The sequence below is a fragment of the Pseudonocardia sp. CA-142604 genome, assembly GCF_050948475.1.
In the GTDB taxonomy this organism is placed as follows: Bacteria; Actinomycetota; Actinomycetes; order Mycobacteriales; family Pseudonocardiaceae; genus Pseudonocardia; species Pseudonocardia alaniniphila.
Genome location: NZ_CP192045.1, coordinates 5,505,919 through 5,523,579 on the forward strand (window position 1 = coordinate 5,505,919; position 17,661 = coordinate 5,523,579).

Here is a 17,661-nt window from a genome sequence, read left to right on the forward strand (position 1 = left end):
GCTCCGTGTGGTTGGGTGCGTCAGGCGCCGGTGACGGCCAGCTCGGCCTCGATCGCCGCTTCCAGGCGCTCGCGCAGCTCGGGAAGGGTGATCCGGCTCAGGATCTCGCCGAAGAAGCCGCGGACGACGAGCCGCCGGGCGACGTCCTCCGGGATACCGCGGCTCTGCAGGTAGAACAGCTGCTCGTCGTCGAACCGGCCGGTGGCGCTCGCGTGGCCGGCACCGGCGATCTCGCCGGTCTCGATCTCCAGGTTCGGTACCGAGTCGGCCCGCGCGTGCTCGGTGAGCACCAGGTTGCGGTTGAACTCGAACGTCCGCGTGTTCTCCGCAGCCGCGCGGATCAGCACGTCGCCGATCCACACGGTGTGGGCGGTGAGGCCCTTCACGCTCTGCAGGGCGTTCTTGTAGATCACGTTGGAGGTGCAGTTCGCCACGGAGTGGTCGACCAGCAGCCGCTGCTCCAGGTGCTGGCCCGCGTCGGCGAACCCCAGCCCGGCCAGCTCGGCGTCGCCGCCCGGGCCGCTGTACTTCACGGTGGGGCTGATCCGCACCAGGTCGCCGCTCAGCGACACCGATGTGGCCCGCAGGACCGCGTCGCGCCCGATCGACATGTGCTGCGCACCGACGTGCACGGCGTCGTCGGCCCACTCGCCCGTGACGACCAGCGTGAGCCGTGACCCCTCGGCCAGTACGACCTCGAGGTTGTCGGCGAGAGAGCCGGACCCGCGGTACTCGATTACAGCGGTGGCCTCGGTGTTGGGCGTGGTGCGCAGCTGCAGGTGGCCTGCGGCGGTGACGCCCTCTCCCGGGCCGGTGACCGTGACGGTGACCGGTGCCGGGATGCCGTGCAGCGTGACGACCGTGGCCTCACGGAACGCGGACCAGGCCGCAGCGGCGACACGGTCGGCGGGGATGCCGCCCTCGCCGATCCGTGCGTCGTCGCGGTCGACGGTCTCGACCGTGACGCCCTCGGCGACGGAGGCCTCGATCTTCACGGTGCCGTCGAGCGCCGCGGTGCCGTCGTGCAGGCCGTGCAGCCGCCGCATCGGCGTGAAGCGCCAGTTCTCCTCACGACCGCCGGGGACCTCGAAAGCCTCGACGTCGTAGGAGGTGAAGCGCTCACTCGCCGATGCGAGAGGAGACTCGCCCTGCCCCTTCTTGGCACCTTCCAGCTCGGGAGCGAGGCCTGCGACCTCAGGTGCGTTACTCGGAACCGTCATCCGACGGAACCCTCCATCTGCAGCTCGATGAGACGGTTCAGCTCCAGCGCGTACTCCATGGGCAGCTCGCGCGCGATGGGCTCGACGAACCCGCGCACGACCATCGCCATGGCCTCGTCCTCGGTCAGCCCGCGGCTCATCAGGTAGAAGAGCTGGTCGCCGCTGACCTTCGAGACCGTGGCCTCGTGGCCCATCGAGACCTCGTCGTTGCGAACGTCGACGTAGGGGTAGGTGTCGGACCGGCTGATCGTGTCGACCAGGAGCGCGTCGCACTTCACCGTGGAGCGGCTGTGGTGCGCCCGCGGGTTGACCTGCACGAGACCCCGGTACGAGGTGCGCCCACCACCACGCGCCACCGACTTCGAGATGATCGTCGAGGACGTGTGGGGCGCCAGGTGCACCATCTTCGCCCCGGCGTCCTGGTGCTGGCCCTCGCCGGCGAAGGCGATGGACAGGACCTCGCCCTTGGCGTGCTCACCCATCAGCCAGACGGCCGGGTACTTCATGGTGACCTTGGAGCCGAGGTTGCCGTCGACCCACTCCATGGTCGCGCCCTCTTCGGCCTTGGCCCGCTTGGTCACCAGGTTGTAGACGTTGTTCGACCAGTTCTGGATCGTCGTGTAGCGGCAACGGCCGCCCTTCTTCACGACGATCTCGACCACGGCCGAGTGCAGCGAGTCGGACTTGTAGATCGGCGCGGTGCAGCCCTCGACGTAGTGCACGTAGGCACCCTCGTCGACGATGATCAGCGTGCGCTCGAACTGGCCCATGTTCTCGGTGTTGATCCGGAAGTAGGCCTGCAGCGGGATGTCCACCTTGACGCCCTTGGGGACGTAGATGAACGACCCGCCCGACCACACCGCCGAGTTGAGGGCGGAGAACTTGTTGTCGCCGCTCGGGATGACCGAGCCGAAGTACTCCTTGAACAGCTCCGGGTGCTCACGCAGGCCCGTGTCGGTGTCGAGGAAGATGACACCCTGCGCCTCGAGGTCCTCACGGATCTGGTGGTAGACGACCTCGGACTCGTACTGCGCGGCGACACCGGCGACGAGGCGGGCCTTCTCGGCCTCCGGGATGCCCAGCTTGTCGTAGGTGTTCTTGATGTCGGGGGGCAGGTCCTCCCAGCTGGCGGCCTGCTTCTCCGTGGAACGCACGAAGTACTTGATGTTGTCGAAGTCGATGCCCGACAGGTCCGCGCCCCAACGAGGCATCGGCTTGCGTTCGAACAGGTCGAGTGCCTTGAGCCGGAAGTCGAGCATCCACTGGGGCTCGTTCTTCAGTGCGGAGATGTCGGCGACGACGTCGGCGGAGAGACCGCGACGTGCGGTAGCGCCGGCGGCGTCCGGATCGGCCCAGCCGAAGTCGTAGCGGCCGAGCGTCGCGAGCGTCTCCTCCTGGGTGAGTGCCTCAGGAGTGGTCGTCATTCGGACTGCCTCCCTCTCAGGGACGTACCTGTGGGGATCCCTGTCGAGATCGTGGTGGTAGTGGTGCAACCCCGCTGGATTTCGGGAGCTTCCAGCGGAACGTGGGTGGTGCACGCGGTGTCGCCACGCGCGATGGTGGCCAGCCGCTGCACATGCGTGCCGAGCAGCTCGGCGAACGCCTGGGTCTCAGCCTCGCACAGCTCCGGGAACTCGGCCGCGACGTGGGCGACCGGGCAGTGGTGCTGGCACAGCTGCACACCCGACCCGGCTTCCCGGGCCTGTGCGGCGTAGCCGCGGGACGTGAGCACGTCGGCGAGCGCTCCCGCGCGTGCGTCGCGCCCGTCGGTGGCCGCGACCTGCTCGGCTTCCGAGCCGAGCAGGTTCTCGACCCGGCTGCGCGCGAAGTCCCGCACCGCCGCCTCTCCCCCGTGCTCGGCGAGGTAGCGCAGCGCGGCCACTGCGAGGTCGTCGTAGCCGTGACCGAACCGGGCCCGCCCGGCGTCACTGAGCAGGTAGAGGCGGGCCGGGCGCCCCCGGCCCCGCGGACCGCGGCGCGGCGCCTGCCGCACCTCGGCCTCACCGTCGGCGAGCAGAGCGTCGAGATGACGCCGTACCGCAGGAGCCGACAGCGAGAGCTCGGCGGCGACCGCCGTGGCCGTGATCGGCCCCTGCTCCATGAGCAGGCGGGCGACGCTCGCCCGGGTGCGGCCGTCACCGCTCGACTGCCCCTCATGGGCGTCGACCGACGGCTGTCCCCTGCTTTTCACAACACCAGTGTTGCGTATATCGGCGACCGGGGCAAAGGCGACGTGCGCCGGGTGACGACGGTCACGTGGGGGGAGGCTCGCCAGTGCCGCGGCAACGGGGTTTCCCGCCCGGATCCGGTGTCCGGAGGGATGGATTCGCAATGCGGAGGAGGCGCCACCTGGGCGCCGGAGGCGGGTACGACGACCTCGTTTACTCGGCACTAGGCTGCACGCATGGTCGCAGGGGAGCTGGACGGCGCACGCGCTCCGGTTCCGGTAGAGGCACCCCCGCGCGACCCGAGCCGCGCCGCCCGCCGGCTGGGGCTCACCGGGACGTTGCTGATGGGAGTGGGCGCTCTCGGCGCGGGCGCGCTCCCCGTCCCCAACCCGTTGTTCGGCCTGCGGCTACTCGGCCTGCCCAGCCGCAACGCCACCATCGCCATCGCCATCACCTACGCCGGCATCGGGCTGCTGGTGGTCGCGTGGCTGTGGATCGGGAAGATGCTGCGGTCGAACGGGGCCGTGGCGCCCGCCCCCAACCGTGCGCAACTGGCCCGTACGGCCGTGTTGTGGGCCATCCCACTGGCCGTGGCTCCGCCGCTGTTCTCCCGCGACGTCTACAGCTACCTGGCGCAGAGCGCGATCCTCGCCCGGGGGCTCGACCCCTACGTTCTCGGCCCGGCCCAGGCCCTGGGCGTCGACGATCCGCTGACCCGCAGCATCCCCACCATCTGGCGCGACACCCCGGCGCCCTACGGGCCGTTCTTCCTCTGGCTCGGCCGCGGCATCACCGCGCTCACCGGCAACGACGTCGTCCTCGGCCTGTTCACCCACCGCGTGCTGGCCCTCATGGGCGTCGGCCTGATCGTCTGGGCGCTACCCAAGCTGGCCCGGCGCTGCGGGCTCGACACCGGGCTCGCGCTGTGGCTCGGCGCCGCCAACCCGCTCGTGCTGTTCCACCTGGTCAGCGGTATCCACAACGAGTCACTGATGATCGGGATGATGCTCGCCGGCATGGAGATCGGCCTCCGAGCAGGACCACGGGTGCTCGACACGCGGCTCTTGTGCGGCGCCCTGCTCATCGTGGGCGCCTCGGCGGTCAAGATTCCCGCGCTGCTGGCCCTCGGCTTCCTCGGCACGGAATGGGCCAGGCGCCGTGGCGGCCGGGTGCGCGACGTCGCCGTGTCGGCGGGGGTGCTCGGCGGGGTCACGGTCGTCGGCTACGGCGTGCTGGCGCTCGTCACCGGGCTCGGGCTCGGGTGGGTCACCACGCTGGACACGCCGAGCCTCATCCGAAGTTGGATGTCGGTGTCCACCGACCTCGGGCTCATCGGGGGCCAGGTCGGCATCGTGGGCGGCCTCGGTGACCACACCGACACCGTGCTCGTGCTCACCCGCGGCCTGGGCGGGCTCGCCGGGGGCATCGTGGTCCTGATACTGCTGCTCGCGTCACTCCGCGGGCGGCTCGACCCCGTCACCGGGATGGGCGTCGGCCTGGGCGCTGTCGTGCTGCTCGGACCGATCGTGCACCCGTGGTACCTGCTCTGGGCCGCGATCCCGCTCGCCGCCACCCAGGGCCTTCCCCGCTACCGGCGCGCCGCCCTGGCCGCCTCCGCCATCCTCGCCCTGCTCGTCCCGCCCACCGGCGCCGACTTCAACTTCCGCGCCTATCAGCTGCCCATGGCGATCGTGGCCGGACTCGTCATGCTCGTCCTCCTGCTACTCGTGCAGCGGCGCCAGCTCGCCGGGCAGCGGGGCGTGGACGTCGACGCGTGGCCGGGCCGCGTGCCGACTCCGGGTCCGGATCCCGCACCTCATTAGACTGCTCTGCTGTGAAGACTCCGCCGCCCCCTGTCGCGGTCCGGGGGCTGGTGAAGCGCTATGGCTCCACCACCGCGGTCGACGGGCTCGACCTCGATCTGGCCGCCGGATCGGTGCTTGCCCTGCTCGGCCCCAACGGTGCGGGCAAGACCACCACCGTCGAGGTCTGCGAGGGTTTTCTCCGGGCCGACGCCGGTGAGGTGCGTGTGCTCGGTCTCGATCCGGCCACCGCCCCCGACAGCCTCCGCGCACGCATCGGTGTGATGCCCCAGGGCGGGGGTGCCTACCCAGCCGTGCACGCCACGGAGATGCTGCGGCTCGTCGCCGCGTGCTCAGCGCACCCGCTCGATGTCGAGTGGCTCACCTGCGTACTCGGACTCGACGGCTGCGCCCGCACGCCCTACAAGCGCCTGTCGGGGGGCCAGCAGCAGCGGCTCGCGCTCGCCTGCGCCGTCGTCGGACGCCCTGAGCTGGTGTTCCTCGACGAGCCGACCGCCGGCATGGACCCTCAGGGCCGCCGGGTGGTGTGGGACCTGGTCGAGGCACTGCGCCGCGACGGGGTGGCCGTGCTGCTCACCACCCACCTCATGGAGGAGGCCGAGGCCCTCGCCGACGAGGTGGTGATCGTCGACCACGGCCGCGTGGTCGCGCAGGGCTCCCCCGCGGCGCTCACGGCCAACACCGACCAGCAGGAGCTGCGGTTCCGCGCGCGATCCGGCATGGACGTCGACGACCTCGTGGCGGCGCTGCCCGCCGGGTACGGGGCTGCCGAGCCGATCGCCGGGCGTTACGTCGTGCAGGGCCGGATCGACCCCACCGTGCTGTCGATCATCACGTCGTGGTGCGCGAGGCAGGGAGCGCTCGCCGACGACGTACAGGTGGCGAAGCGCAGCCTCGAGGACGTGTTCCTCGAGCTGACCGGACGGGAGCTGCGCTCGTGACCCTCTTCCCGCCCGGCACCTTCACGCCGCGCCCCGGCGCCGGTTCGCCGCTGCGGATGCTCGCCGTGCAGTCGGCCACCGAGCTGCGCCTCGCCATGCGCAACGGCGAGCAGGTGCTGCTCACCCTCCTCATCCCGATCGTGCTGCTGGTCGGCCTGAGCACCCTCGATCTGGTGCCGCTGCCCGAACCGCGGATCGCGGCGGTGCTCCCCGGCGTGCTCGCGCTGGCGGTGATGTCCAGCGCCTTCACCGGCCAGGCCATCGCGCTGGGCTTCGATCGGCGCTACGGCGTGGTCCGGCGCCTCGCCGCCACCGCGTTGCCACGCTGGCTGCTGGTCGCGGGCCGGCTGGTGGCGGTGCTGGGCGTCGTCGCGATCCAGGTGGTGCTGCTCTGCGGCCTCGCCGCCGCGCTGGGCTGGCGGCCGGCGGCGGCCGGCGTGGGCTGGGCAGTGTTGCTCCTGGTGCTCGGAACCGCCGCGTTCGGATCGCTGGGGATCCTCCTCGGCGGGTCGGTGCGTGCCGAGATCACCCTCGCGGTGGCCAACCTCGTGTGGTTCGTGCTGCTGCTGGCCGGAGGGATCATCGTTCCGCTCGGGCTGCTCCCGGGGCCGCTCGCGGCTGTCGGCGCCGCGCTGCCGTCCGGCGCACTGGCCGAGGGTCTGCGCGCAGCCCTGTCGGCCGGGCACGCGCCGAGTGCCACACAGGTGCTCGTGCTCCTGCTCTGGACGGCTGCGGCATCCCTGCTGGCAGTGCGCACGGTCAAGCTGCGCTGACCGCGGCGAGGCCCGCTAGCGCCATTCCAGCCAGCTGCCACCGGGGTGCGCCCGGCCGAGCACCGACCCGGAGCGCAGGCCCCCGCGGATGCTGACCCGGCCGATCACGCCGAAGACGCCGCCACGACGGACGTCCTGCACCCATCCCGCCGGCACGTCGAGTCCCTGCACGCTCTCTCGGGCCTCCGGGCCGAGTGGCACGAGCGGATCGACCGAGATCCACTCCAGGTCGCGGTCCCGCCCGAGCTCGCCGAGGATCTGGTCGAACCGCCGCAGCTCGGTGGGCGGCAGGAAGACGTGCACGTACGCGTCGACGAGGCAGAGAAGCGCGTCGGGCGGGGTGGACGCGACGACGTCGCCCAGCACGTCGAGCAGGTTTCCGCGCACCGAGCGCGCCGGATCGGCACGTGCGACATCGGCCGCGGCCGCGAACCGCGTGACGGCACCGGCCTCCGACGGCACGCACGCCGCAAGCCAGGCGTAGGTGTGCGGATCGGCGACGTCGAGCGGCTCGACGTCGACCCCGACACGGTCGGCGAGCACCGGGGGTTCGCGGGGCACCGGAGGCGCTCCCCCGGGCCGGACCTCGCAGGTCAGCTGCACCGCGGACGAACGCTCCCCCACCGTCCGGTCCGGGTGACCCTCGCTGCGGTAGTTGTAGTGGTAGCGGTCCAGGTGCAGGCCGAGGCCTGCACCGGTGCCGAGATCCACCAACGCGAGCGGCCGCCCGTCCTCCTCCCCGATCGCGGCGAGGACGGGAAGCACGTCGACGCAGCGGGCCACCTCGTTCATCTGGTAGCGGTGGGTGGCGCACAGCTCCGCGAGGGCGTCCCGTTCCGTCCGTGCGAACTCCACGAGCTCGGCGCGGAAACCGTCGTCACGCGGCGGCTGCCGGCCACCCGGTTCCGGGTAGAAGCGCACCAGCGCGGGCCGGCGCTGCTGTACCAGGAACGCCACGGCCGCTCCGAGCAGGAGCGGCGGCAGGCGGTCGGCCGGGATCGCGGCGGCCAGATCGAGAAGCACGTCCTCCTCCGCGATCGCAGTCAGCGTCTCGGCCGTGAGCCACCAGCTCTCGGGGGCGTCCTCCGGCGACCAGGCGGCGGCGATGGCGCGGGCCTGCCCGGCCACGACCTCCCGCGGTGTCACCGGCTCCGTCACGCCGAGAACCGTTCCGGGTACAGCAGCTTCGCGATCTGCAGGAACGTCTCCAGGCCGACGCCGTCGACGTTCGACGCCTTGTTGGCGACCACGACGATGGTGGCGCCGGTCTCCGGCAACTGGAACATCGCGGTGCTGAATCCGTAGATCGCGCCGTTGTGGCCGACGAAGCCGTTGATCCCGATGACGCCCGCGCCGTACCCGATCTGCAGTGGCGGTGAGAGGCGCGTGTTCACGAAGGCCGTCTGTTCGGCGTGGGCGGCGGGGCTGAGCAGCGTGCCAGCGGCCAGCGCGCCTGCCCAGGCGCGCAGCCCCTCGACAGTGGAGATCATCGCGCCCGCGGTGCCCGCCACCGCCGGGTCGAGCGCGGTGACGTCCCGCTCCGGCGCCCCCGGCGGGACGATCATGTAGCCGCGCGACGCGGGCGGGGGGATCTCCGGCGACGTCGGATAGCTCGTGCCGGGCAGGCCGAGCGCGTCGACGATCTCGCGCTGGATGAAGGTGCCGGCCGGCTCGCCCGTCACGTTCTCGATGATCTGCCCGAGCAGGATGTAGTTGGAGTCGCTGTACTGCCAGGCCCCCGGCTGGCCCGGCGTGAACGCGGCCGGGCGGCTCCGCAGGATCGCGAGTATCTGGTCGACAGGGAACGGCGCGAGCGGGTCGACGTCGAAGGACGCCTTGAACTCCGGGGATTGGGTGTAGTCGTAGACGCCTGCCGTCATGTTCAGCAGCTGCCGGACCGTGATGTCACGGCCGTTCGGGATCCCGGGAACGAACGACTGCAGCCGGTCGTCCAGAGCGAGCTTGCCCTGGTCGACGAGCATGAGCGTGGCGGTGGCGGTGAACGTCTTGGTGATGCTCGCGATCCGCACATGGTCGGCGAGGGCGAAGGCCGACCCGGTCGCGACATCGGACACGCCGTACCCCTGCACCAGCCGGCCTCGCCCGGGGACCCAGACCCCGACGGCCATCCCCGGCACGGCACCGGCCCGCATCTGGTCGTGCACGATCCGCTCGATCTCCGCCGCGGTGGCGGGCGCGAAGGGGCTGCCGGCGTCCACCGGTTCCAGGGGCACGAGCCCAGAGCCCCCGCCGGGCGACGTCGTGCAGGCGCCGACGAGCGCCAGAAGAGCCACCAGCACCGCGAACGACCTGCACGACCGGCCCACGAGCCCCTCCTGCCTGCGCCGACGCAGCGCCGACATGCGCGCTCTCGGCAACCGTCCCACCCCCGTTAGCGGGGACCCGGGCTCGTCACCCGGGCGGAAGCCGGGCGGTGCACGCGGCGGCAACCCGGCCATCTCGGTGACTCCGATCCTGGTCAGCGGTGTTTCGTGCCAGGATCGAGCCACCGCTCCGGCGGATACCCGCTGGGCACGACACACGTCGGGGACCGCGGAGGCCCGGCTCGTCCCCGACAGGAGGTGCGCCCCTGTCCGGTTTCGACCTCATCTTCTCGGCCGAGCTGACGCGCCGCCACATGCTCGTCGGCTGGATACTCGCGGCTTTCCTGATCACGTTCCTCGTCACCCGCGCCGTCACGAAGGCCATCCGGCGGGGCCAGGGCCCGTTCAAGAACACGAGTGTGGGAGGCGTGCACGTCCACCACCAGGTCTACGGCATCTTCCTGCTGCTCGTGGTCGGGACGATCGAGTTCACCTACCGCCCCGACGCGCCCTGGGTGGACATCCTGGCGGCGCTCTTCGGCGCAGGCGCGGCCCTCACCCTCGACGAGTTCGCGCTGTGGCTGCACCTCGACGACGTGTACTGGGCACGGGAGGGCCGCAGCTCGGTGGACGCCGTGCTGGTCGCGTCCCTGATCTTCGCCCTGCTGCTCGTCGGCGCCGATCCGTTCGACCCCGACACGGGCGACGGGGCCCCGGGCATCGCCGTGACCGTGCTGTTCAACTTCGGGTTCGCGTTCATCGCGATCCTCAAGGGCCGCACGCTGCTGGGCGTGATCGGCGTGTTCGTCCCGCTGCTGTCGCTCTACGCCGCTTTCCGCCTTGCCCGGCCCAACTCCGCGTGGGCGCGGCGCCGCTACGACGAGCACCGGATGGCCAGGGCGCGCGCCCGCTTCCCGGCCGGGCGGCGCAACCGCTGGGACCGGCTCGTCGACGTGTTCGCCTCGGCGCCGCCGCCGGTCAGCGACCTACACCGGACCCCGTAGACGCGGCGGAGGTGGAGGCCTTCACGCCGTGGGCGAAGGAGGCCGACTCCGCGCCGCGCTGCGGCGCCTTCTGCGACTCGAGCCGCTCCACGACCCGGCGCAGGTCGTCCATCAACAGGTCGGCGAGGTCGTGCGACATCCCGTTGCGCACGACGATCCGCAGCACGGCGAGGTCGGTGACGTCGGCGGGGAACGTGTAGGCCGGGACGAGCCAGCCCTGCTCCCGCAGGCCCGCGGAGACGTCGAAGACCGAGTAGTTGACGACGTCGTCGGCCAGGGTGAACGCGAAGACCGGGAGCTCGCTGCCGTCGGTGATCAGCCGGAACGGGCCGAGCTCGCCGATCCGCGAGGCCAGCGAGACGGCGACGTCGCGGCAGGTCTGCTGCACCCGCCGGAACCCGTCCATGCCCAGCCGCAGGAACATGTAGTACTGCGCGATCACCTGCCCGCCCGGGCGCGAGAAGTTCAGCGCGAAACTCGGCATGTCACCGCCGAGGTAGTTCACCCGGAACACGAGGTCCTCGGGCAGCGCCTCCGCGTCCCGCCAGACGACCCAGCCGACGCCCGGGGGGACCAGGCCGAACTTGTGCCCCGACGTGTTGATCGAGGCCACCCGGGGCAGCCGGAAGTCCCACTCCAGGTCCGGGTCGCAGAACGGCGCGATCATCGCGCCGGACGCGCCGTCCACGTGCACGGGGATGTCGAGGCCGGTGCGCTCCTGCAGCGCGTCGAGGGCGGCGCAGATCTCGGCCACGGGCTCGTAGCTGCCGTCGAAGGTGGAGCCGAGCACCGCGACCACGCCGATGGTGTTCTCGTCGCAGCGCGCCACCACCTCCTCCGCGGTCAGGTGGTAGCGGCCAGGGGCCATCGGCACGAGCCGCGGTTCGACGTCGAAGTAGTTGGCGAACTTGTCCCAGCACACCTGCACGTTGATGCCCATCACGATGTTGGGCCGATCCGTCGGCAGGCCGGCGGCCCGGCGGGCGTGCTGCCAGCGCCGCTTGAGCGCCAGCCCGCCGAGCATGCAGGCCTCGCTCGATCCGGTGGTCGAGCAGCCGGGCGCCGCCGTCGGGTCGGCGGCGTTCCACAGGCGCGACAGCATCCGCACGCAGCGCAGTTCGAGGTCGGCCGTGCGCGGGTACTCGTCCTTGTCGACGATGTTCTTGTCCAGGGTCTCGGTCATCAACCGGCGCGCACCGGGCTCCACCCAGGTGGTGACGAACGTGGCCAGGTTGAGGCGGGCGTTGCCGTCGAGCATCAGCTCGTCGTGCACGACCTGGTAGGCGATCTGGGAATCGATCCCCTCCTCGGGGAGCGCGTTGCGCGGCACGACCAGTGGCTCGGCCGCGAACACCGGGTTCACCGGGAGGGCACGGGAGGCCCCGTTGGTCTCGGAGGGCGGCTGCGCGAACGGCATGCCGGCCAGCGTATGCGCCGGGAGTGTCGGAATGTCATTACCGTTGCGCAGTAACTCTAACGAGTCATGGTGACCCTCCTGTGGCCAGGCGATACTCATGGGTCCGGAGTGACTGGCCCGACTCGGGAGGGGTGATGACGACAGCAACCCGCGCGCGCGTCGCCGTGCTGCTCGCGGGCGTCCTCACCGCGTGTGCGCCGACCGGCGCGCCCCCCGCCCCCGCCCCGACCAGCACCGCAGCGCCGCCGACCACCCGCGTGCCGACGCTCGAACCCGGCACCGGTGCAACGGTGCTCACCCCGATCGCGGTGTCCCCGGTGGCCGAGATCGCCCCGGTTCTGGGCGCCGACGACCGCGTGCACCTGGCCTACGAGCTCGCCGTCACGAACCCGAGCAGCGAGGAGGTTCATCTACGCAGCGTGACCGTCCTCGACGGCACACACGGCGACTCCGCGCTGTCCACGCTCGACGCCGATGCACTGGGCAGGCTCTTCCGTCCTGCCGGCGACTCGCCGGGCCCGAGCCTGCGGCCAGGTGAGTCCGGCTACCTCTTCGTGGACGCCACCCTGGCGCCCGACGCGCCGCTGCCCCACCTCGTCCGGCACCGGTTCGCGGTCGCGACACAGCCCGCACAGGCCCCGGAGGACGTAGGCCCGCGCGATACCGACCCCGCACCCCCGCCGATGCGCGACCTCGAGTTCACCGGCGTACCCGTCGCGGTCACCGGGCAGCCGGCAGTGATCCTCGCGCCCCCGTTGCGCGGATCCGGATGGGTCGTCGGCAACGGCTGCTGCGACACGATCACCTCGCACCGCGGGGCCGTCCTCCCCATCAACGGCACGGTGCACGCCGCGGAGCGCTTCGCGGTCGACCTCGTACAGCTCGACGCCCAGCGCCGGCTCTACAGCGGTCCGCCCACCGACGTCAGCTCCTACCGGTACTTCGGCACCGACGTCCTGTCGGCAGCCGACGGCATGGTGGTGACAGCCGAGGACGGGATGCCCGAGCAGACGCCCGGGAAGCTGCCCGACGGCGTCACCGTGCAGACGGCTGCCGGCAACCACGTCGTGGTCGACCTCGGCGGGGGCCGCTTCGCCCTCTACGCACATCTGCAGCCGGGATCGCTGCGGGTACGGCCGGGCCAGCAGGTGCGCACCGGCGACGTCATCGGGCGGCTGGGCAACAGCGGCAACACCGATACACCCCACCTGCACTTCCACGTCATGGACGGGCCGTCCCCGCTCGAGTCGAACGGGCTGCCGTTCGTGCTGTCCCGGTTCACGGGCGAAGGCGTCGTGTCGGGCGAGGAGGCTCTCGAGGAGACGACACCGGGCACGGCCCCGGTCATCCCGGTCGACAGCGGCAGGCTCGCCGGCCCGCACCGCGACCAGCTACCGCTCAACCTGCAGATGGTCGGCTTCGGCTGAACGGCGTCACCGCGAACGCGGGTCGTCGGAGTCCGGCTGCTGCTCCTGGGCGACCTCATCGGTCAGCTGCTCCGACACGGCAGGCCGCTGCCCGACGTGCGCCTCCTCACGGAAGCGCTCCACCAGGTGCGGGTAGTGCAGCTCGAACGCCGGACGCTCCGAACGGATCCGCGGCAGCTCCGTGAAGTTGTGCCGCGGCGGCGGGCAACTGGTGGCCCACTCCAGCGAGTTGCCGAAGCCCCACGGGTCGTCCACCGTGACGATTCGCCCATAGCGGTAGCTGCGGAAGACGTTCCAGATGAACGGAAGCACCGAGAGCCCCAGCACGAACGCACCGATCGACGAGACCATGTTGAGCGTGGTGAACCCGTCAGTGGGCAGGTAGTCGACATAGCGGCGCGGCATGCCCTCGTTGCCCAGCCAGTGCTGCACCAGGAAGGTCAGGTGGAACCCGATGAAGGTCAGCCAGAAATGGATCTTTCCCAGGGTTTCGTCCATCATCCGGCCGGTCATCTTCGGGAACCAGAAGTAGATGCCGGCGTAGGTGGCGAACACGATCGTGCCGAACAGCACGTAGTGGAAGTGCGCCACCACGAAGTAGGTGTCCGAGACGTGGAAGTCCAGCGGCGGGGACGCCAGCACGATGCCGGTGAGACCACCGAACAGGAACGTGACCAGGAAGCCCAGCGCGAACAGCATCGGCGACTCGAACGTCAGACTGCCCTTCCACAGCGTGCCGATCCAGTTCACGAACTTGATCCCGGTGGGGATCGCGATCAGGAACGTGGTCAAGGAGAAGAAGGCGAGCAGGACGGCCCCGGTGGCATACATGTGGTGCGCCCACACCGCCGCCGACAGCACGCCGATCGAGAGGGTCGCGTAGACCAGCCCCTTGTAACCGAAGATCGGCTTTCTGCTGAACACCGGGAAGACCTCGGTGACGATGCCGAAGAACGGCAGCGCCACGATGTAGACCTCGGGATGGCCGAAGAACCAGAACAGGTGCTGCCACAGAATCGCCCCGCCGTTCGCGGGGTCGAACGCGTGCGTACCGAGCTGCCGGTCGGCCAGCATGGCGAACAGCCCGGCCGTGAGGATCGGGAACGCGACGAGGATCAGGATCGCGGTGACGAAGATGTTCCAGGTGAAGATCGGCATCCGGAACATCGTCATGCCGGGCGCGCGCATGCAGATGATCGTGGTGATGAAGTTGACGGCACCGAGGATCGTGCCGAGGCCGGCGACGATCAGGCCGGCGGTCCACAGGCTTCCGCCTGCGCCGGGCGAGAATGTCGAGCTGTGCAGGGGCGCATAGGCGAACCAGCCGAAGTCCGCCGCCCCGCCCGGGGTGATGAACCCGCTCAGCACGATCAGCCCGCCGAACAGGAACAACCAGTACGAGAAGGCGTTCAGCCGCGGGAAGGCCACATCGGGGGCACCGATCTGCAACGGCACGATGTAGTTGGCGAAGCCGAACAGGATCGGCGTCGCGTACAGCAGCAACATGATCGTGCCGTGCATCGTGAACAGCTGGTTGTACTGCTCGTTGGACAGGAACTGCTCCCCCGGCACCGCCAGCTCACCGCGCATCAGCAACGCCATCAGGCCGCCGGCGAGGAAGAACCCGAAGGACGTCGTCAGATAAAGGATCGCGATGTCCTTGGGATCCGTCGTGTGGAGCATTCTGACCAGCGTCGACCCCTTGACCGATCGGCGCGCCGGGTAGGGGCGTGCGACAACCGGCTTCGGCGAGACAGCGGTCATGGGCGGGCCTCCTGTGCAAGCAGCTGCGATTCGGCCGACATCCGCGTGCGTGGACCGTATGAGCTGCAGTACCGGAATGTCGACACCCGTTCGTTGGCACTCCGGTCTTTGTTGCGGCTCATCGGGGTTCCCCGTGGCCCTGACGCGGTAGTTTCGCGCAAGGCCCGCGCCGCGAGACCGCGGCCGAGGCCGGCGTCCGACGTGGGGCGCGACGGCCGCGACGGCCTGCCCGGTGACCCTGCCGGCCGGCGCGGGGCCGATGGGGGGACCGCCCAGTGCGGCGGTGGCCGACGCCCTGACCGACGGGGCGACACGTGTCCGCTGCAGCCTCACGCACATCAGCACCAGGGCAGAGCAGTCTCGCAGCAGAGGAGCCGAGCATGAGGATCGCGATGGTGGGCCTGGGCCGGATGGGCGCGAACATGGTGCGCCGCCTGCTCCGCGACGGCCACGAGTGCGTCGTCCACGACCTCTCCACGGAGGCCGTGCAGCAGATGGTCGCCCAGGGCGCGGAGGGCGCAGGCAGCCTGAAGGAGCTCGTCGACGCACTCGCGCCACCCCGCACGGTGTGGCTCATGCTCCCCGCGGCCGTCACCGGCAACACCGTGACCGACCTGCTCGACCTGCTCGAGCCCGGTGACGCGATCGTCGACGGGGGGAACTCCTCCTACCGCGACGACATCGACCGGGCCGAGGTGGCCGCCGTCCACAACATCGACTACGTCGACTGCGGCACCAGCGGCGGGGTCTGGGGGCTCGAGCGCGGCTACTGCCTGATGATCGGTGGCCCCGACCGGGCGGTGGACCGGCTCGACCCCATCTTCGCGTCGCTGGCTCCCGGCGTCGACGCGGCCGGGCGCACCCCGGGCCGCACCGGCGAGGTGTCCCGCTCCGAGCAGGGCTACCTGCACTGCGGCCCGTCCGGTGCCGGGCACTTCGTGAAGATGGTGCACAACGGCATCGAGTACGCGATCATGGCCGCCTACGCCGAGGGCCTGAACGTCATCCGCAGTGCCGGTGTCGGCAAGCACCAGGAGAAGGCCGACGCCGAGACGGCACCACTACGCGACCCCCGCTACTACCCCTACGACGGCATCGACCTCGCGGAGGTCACCGAGGTCTGGCGCCGCGGCAGCGTCATCGGCTCGTGGCTGCTGGACCTCACCGCGGAGGCGCTGGCGGCCGACCCGCAGCTGGAGCAGTTCTCCGGCCGTGTCTCCGACTCCGGTGAGGGGCGCTGGACGTCGATCGCGGCGATCGAGGAGGGCGTCTCGGCGCCGCTGCTCACCGCCGCGCTCTACAGCCGGTTCGCCTCGCGCGGGAGCGAACTGTTCGCCGACAAGGTCGAGTCGGCACAGCGCAAGGAGTTCGGCGGCCACGACGAGAAGCCGGCCGCGTCATGACTGCTCCTTCGACCGGGCCCGCGACAGGATCGATCACGGGCCCGGGCCCGGCCGCCGACGCGCTGGTGCTGTTCGGCGTCACCGGCGACCTGGCACACAAGATGATCCTGCCCGCCCTGTACCGGCTCACCGAGCGGGACGAGCTGACCGTGCCGGTCATCGGGGTCGCACGGTCCGACTGGAGCTCCGACGAGCTGCGCAAGCACGCCGGGGACGCGGTGGGGGCCGTGGTGCCCGACGTCGACGGCGCGGTGCTCGAACGGCTCCAACGCAGCTTGCACATGGTGGCGGGCGACTACAACGACCCCACGACGTTCGAGCGGCTCGCTGCGGCCGTCCGCGAGCAGGCCGGGCAGGACGCCTTCGTCGTGCACTACCTGGCCGTGCCGCCCTCGCTGTTCGGCACGGTGGCCGACGCGCTCGCCGCCGTCGGGCTCACCGACCGGTGCCGGCTGGTGGTGGAGAAGCCGTTCGGCCACGACCTCGCCTCGGCACGGGAGCTGAACGCGCAGCTGCGCCGGCACGTGCCCGAGGAGCGGCTGTTCCGCGTGGACCACTACCTCGGCAAGGAGCCCGTCGAGGACCTCCTGGTGCTGCGCTTCGCCAACACCCTGATCGAACCGCTGTGGGACCGCACCTGGATCGACTCCATCGAGATCACGATGGCCGAGGACTTCGACGTGGCCGACCGCGGCTCGTTCTACGACGCCGTGGGCACCGTCCGCGACGTGGTGCAGAACCACCTGCTGCAGGTGCTCGCCCTGCTCACGATGGAAAGCCCGCAGCACGACACCGCCGACGACCAGCGCGACGCGAAGTACACCCTCCTGTCGTCCGTGCGGGCGGTGGATCCGTCCGAGGTGGTGCGCGGGCAGTACACCGGCTATCGGGACGTGCGCGGGGTCGCCCCCGACTCGACGACCGAGACGTACGTGGCTCTCACCCTGCACATCGACAGCTGGCGTTGGGCCGGGGTGCCCGTGCACATCCGGGCGGGCAAGGCGTTGGCCGAGACCGTGCTGGACATCGTCGTCACGTTCCGGCCGCCGCCGCGCCGGCTGTTCCACGGCGAAGGGGGCAGGACGCTCGCGCCCAACCGGATCCGTTTGTGCCTGCAGCCCGACGCCGGAGTGACGTTCTTCCTGCTCGCGAAGCAACCCGGCGGCGGCGACATCGCGACGGAGCTGCCGATGGGCGTCGACTTCCGGCAGGCGCTCGGCCCGGTGCACGAGGCGTACGAGCGGATCTTCGCCGACGCGCTCGCCGGGGACCCCACGCATTTCGCGCGGATGGACTCCCTGGAGGAGGCCTGGCGAATCGTGGAACCGATCCTCGACCCGGGCACCGCTCCCCTGCCCTATGCCCCCGGCACGTGGGGCCCGTCGTGACCGGCGACG

14 protein-coding genes are annotated in these 17,661 nt (G+C 71.0%); 7 read left to right on the plus strand and 7 right to left on the minus strand.

Going from position 1 to position 17,661, the window contains the following annotated elements; genetic code table 11:
• Window positions 1-20: 20 nt before the first annotated feature.
• From ACQPZQ_RS24945 to ACQPZQ_RS24955, 3 genes are read right to left on the minus strand one after another with little or no spacing between them, the layout of a single operon-like run.
• Window positions 21-1,220: a SufD family Fe-S cluster assembly protein gene (locus ACQPZQ_RS24945; RefSeq protein ID WP_433284519.1), complete on the minus strand. Its 1,200-nt coding sequence runs from the start codon at window positions 1,218-1,220 to the stop codon at window positions 21-23.
• Window positions 1,217-2,644 carry a Fe-S cluster assembly protein SufB gene (gene sufB / locus ACQPZQ_RS24950; protein WP_241038236.1) on the minus strand — a complete coding sequence of 476 codons (1,428 nt, stop codon included), beginning with the start codon at window positions 2,642-2,644 and terminating at the stop codon, window positions 1,217-1,219. Before sufB ends, ACQPZQ_RS24945 begins: the two co-directional genes overlap by 4 nt.
• Entirely contained in the window at window positions 2,641-3,321 is a 681-nt protein-coding gene (locus ACQPZQ_RS24955; protein ID WP_433299351.1) for a helix-turn-helix transcriptional regulator, read from the minus strand. The genes sufB and ACQPZQ_RS24955 overlap by 4 nt, the downstream gene beginning before the upstream one ends.
• A 303-nt stretch (window positions 3,322-3,624) precedes the next feature.
• Between ACQPZQ_RS24955 and mptB the strand changes: the two genes are divergently transcribed.
• From mptB to ACQPZQ_RS24970, 3 genes are read left to right on the plus strand one after another with little or no spacing between them, the layout of a single operon-like run.
• Window positions 3,625-5,211 (plus strand): polyprenol phosphomannose-dependent alpha 1,6 mannosyltransferase MptB, encoded by a 1,587-nt coding sequence (gene mptB, locus ACQPZQ_RS24960; protein ID WP_433284522.1) that lies wholly within the window; start codon window positions 3,625-3,627, stop codon window positions 5,209-5,211.
• An 11-nt stretch (window positions 5,212-5,222) separates the two neighbouring features.
• Window positions 5,223-6,152: an ABC transporter ATP-binding protein gene (locus tag ACQPZQ_RS24965; protein ID WP_433284524.1), complete on the plus strand. Its 930-nt coding sequence runs from the start codon at window positions 5,223-5,225 to the stop codon at window positions 6,150-6,152.
• A 56-nt stretch (window positions 6,153-6,208) separates the two neighbouring features.
• Window positions 6,209-6,925 carry an ABC transporter permease gene (locus ACQPZQ_RS24970; protein WP_433299353.1) on the plus strand — a complete coding sequence of 239 codons (717 nt, stop codon included), beginning with the start codon at window positions 6,209-6,211 and terminating at the stop codon, window positions 6,923-6,925.
• A 15-nt stretch (window positions 6,926-6,940) separates the two neighbouring features.
• On the opposite strand, the gene ACQPZQ_RS24975 is transcribed toward ACQPZQ_RS24970, so the two are convergent.
• Window positions 6,941-8,083, minus strand: coding sequence for a DUF2332 domain-containing protein (locus ACQPZQ_RS24975; protein WP_433284526.1), 1,143 nt, complete (start codon window positions 8,081-8,083; stop codon window positions 6,941-6,943).
• Window positions 8,080-9,288: a serine hydrolase domain-containing protein gene (locus ACQPZQ_RS24980; RefSeq protein WP_433284528.1), complete on the minus strand. Its 1,209-nt coding sequence runs from the start codon at window positions 9,286-9,288 to the stop codon at window positions 8,080-8,082. The genes ACQPZQ_RS24975 and ACQPZQ_RS24980 overlap by 4 nt, the downstream gene beginning before the upstream one ends.
• 275 nt (window positions 9,289-9,563) lie before the next feature.
• On the opposite strand from ACQPZQ_RS24980, the gene ACQPZQ_RS24985 reads away from it, so the two are divergent.
• Window positions 9,564-10,253 (plus strand): hypothetical protein, encoded by a 690-nt coding sequence (locus tag ACQPZQ_RS24985; RefSeq protein WP_433284530.1) that lies wholly within the window; start codon window positions 9,564-9,566, stop codon window positions 10,251-10,253.
• Here ACQPZQ_RS24985 and ACQPZQ_RS24990 read toward each other — a convergent pair.
• The gene (locus ACQPZQ_RS24990) at window positions 10,228-11,670 is read right to left on the minus strand and encodes a glutamate decarboxylase (RefSeq protein WP_433284532.1); all 1,443 of its coding nucleotides are present in this window, start codon (window positions 11,668-11,670) and stop codon (window positions 10,228-10,230) included. The genes ACQPZQ_RS24985 and ACQPZQ_RS24990 overlap by 26 nt on opposite strands.
• Before the next feature lie 134 nt (window positions 11,671-11,804).
• On the opposite strand from ACQPZQ_RS24990, the gene ACQPZQ_RS24995 reads away from it, so the two are divergent.
• Window positions 11,805-13,097 (plus strand): M23 family metallopeptidase, encoded by a 1,293-nt coding sequence (locus ACQPZQ_RS24995; protein ID WP_433284533.1) that lies wholly within the window; start codon window positions 11,805-11,807, stop codon window positions 13,095-13,097.
• A 6-nt stretch (window positions 13,098-13,103) separates the two neighbouring features.
• On the opposite strand, the gene ctaD is transcribed toward ACQPZQ_RS24995, so the two are convergent.
• Window positions 13,104-14,861, minus strand: a complete 1,758-nt coding sequence (gene ctaD / locus ACQPZQ_RS25000; RefSeq protein WP_433284534.1) for an aa3-type cytochrome oxidase subunit I — start codon at window positions 14,859-14,861, stop codon at window positions 13,104-13,106.
• Between the two features lie 380 nt (window positions 14,862-15,241).
• On the opposite strand from ctaD, the gene gnd reads away from it, so the two are divergent.
• Both gnd and zwf read left to right on the plus strand, forming a co-directional pair.
• Window positions 15,242-16,264 carry a phosphogluconate dehydrogenase (NAD(+)-dependent, decarboxylating) gene (gnd, locus tag ACQPZQ_RS25005; protein WP_433284535.1) on the plus strand — a complete coding sequence of 341 codons (1,023 nt, stop codon included), beginning with the start codon at window positions 15,242-15,244 and terminating at the stop codon, window positions 16,262-16,264.
• Complete coding sequence (zwf, locus tag ACQPZQ_RS25010; RefSeq protein WP_433284537.1) at window positions 16,261-17,652, plus strand: glucose-6-phosphate dehydrogenase; 1,392 nt, start codon at window positions 16,261-16,263, stop codon at window positions 17,650-17,652. The genes gnd and zwf overlap by 4 nt, the downstream gene beginning before the upstream one ends.
• The last annotated feature ends 9 nt before the right edge of the window (window positions 17,653-17,661 follow it).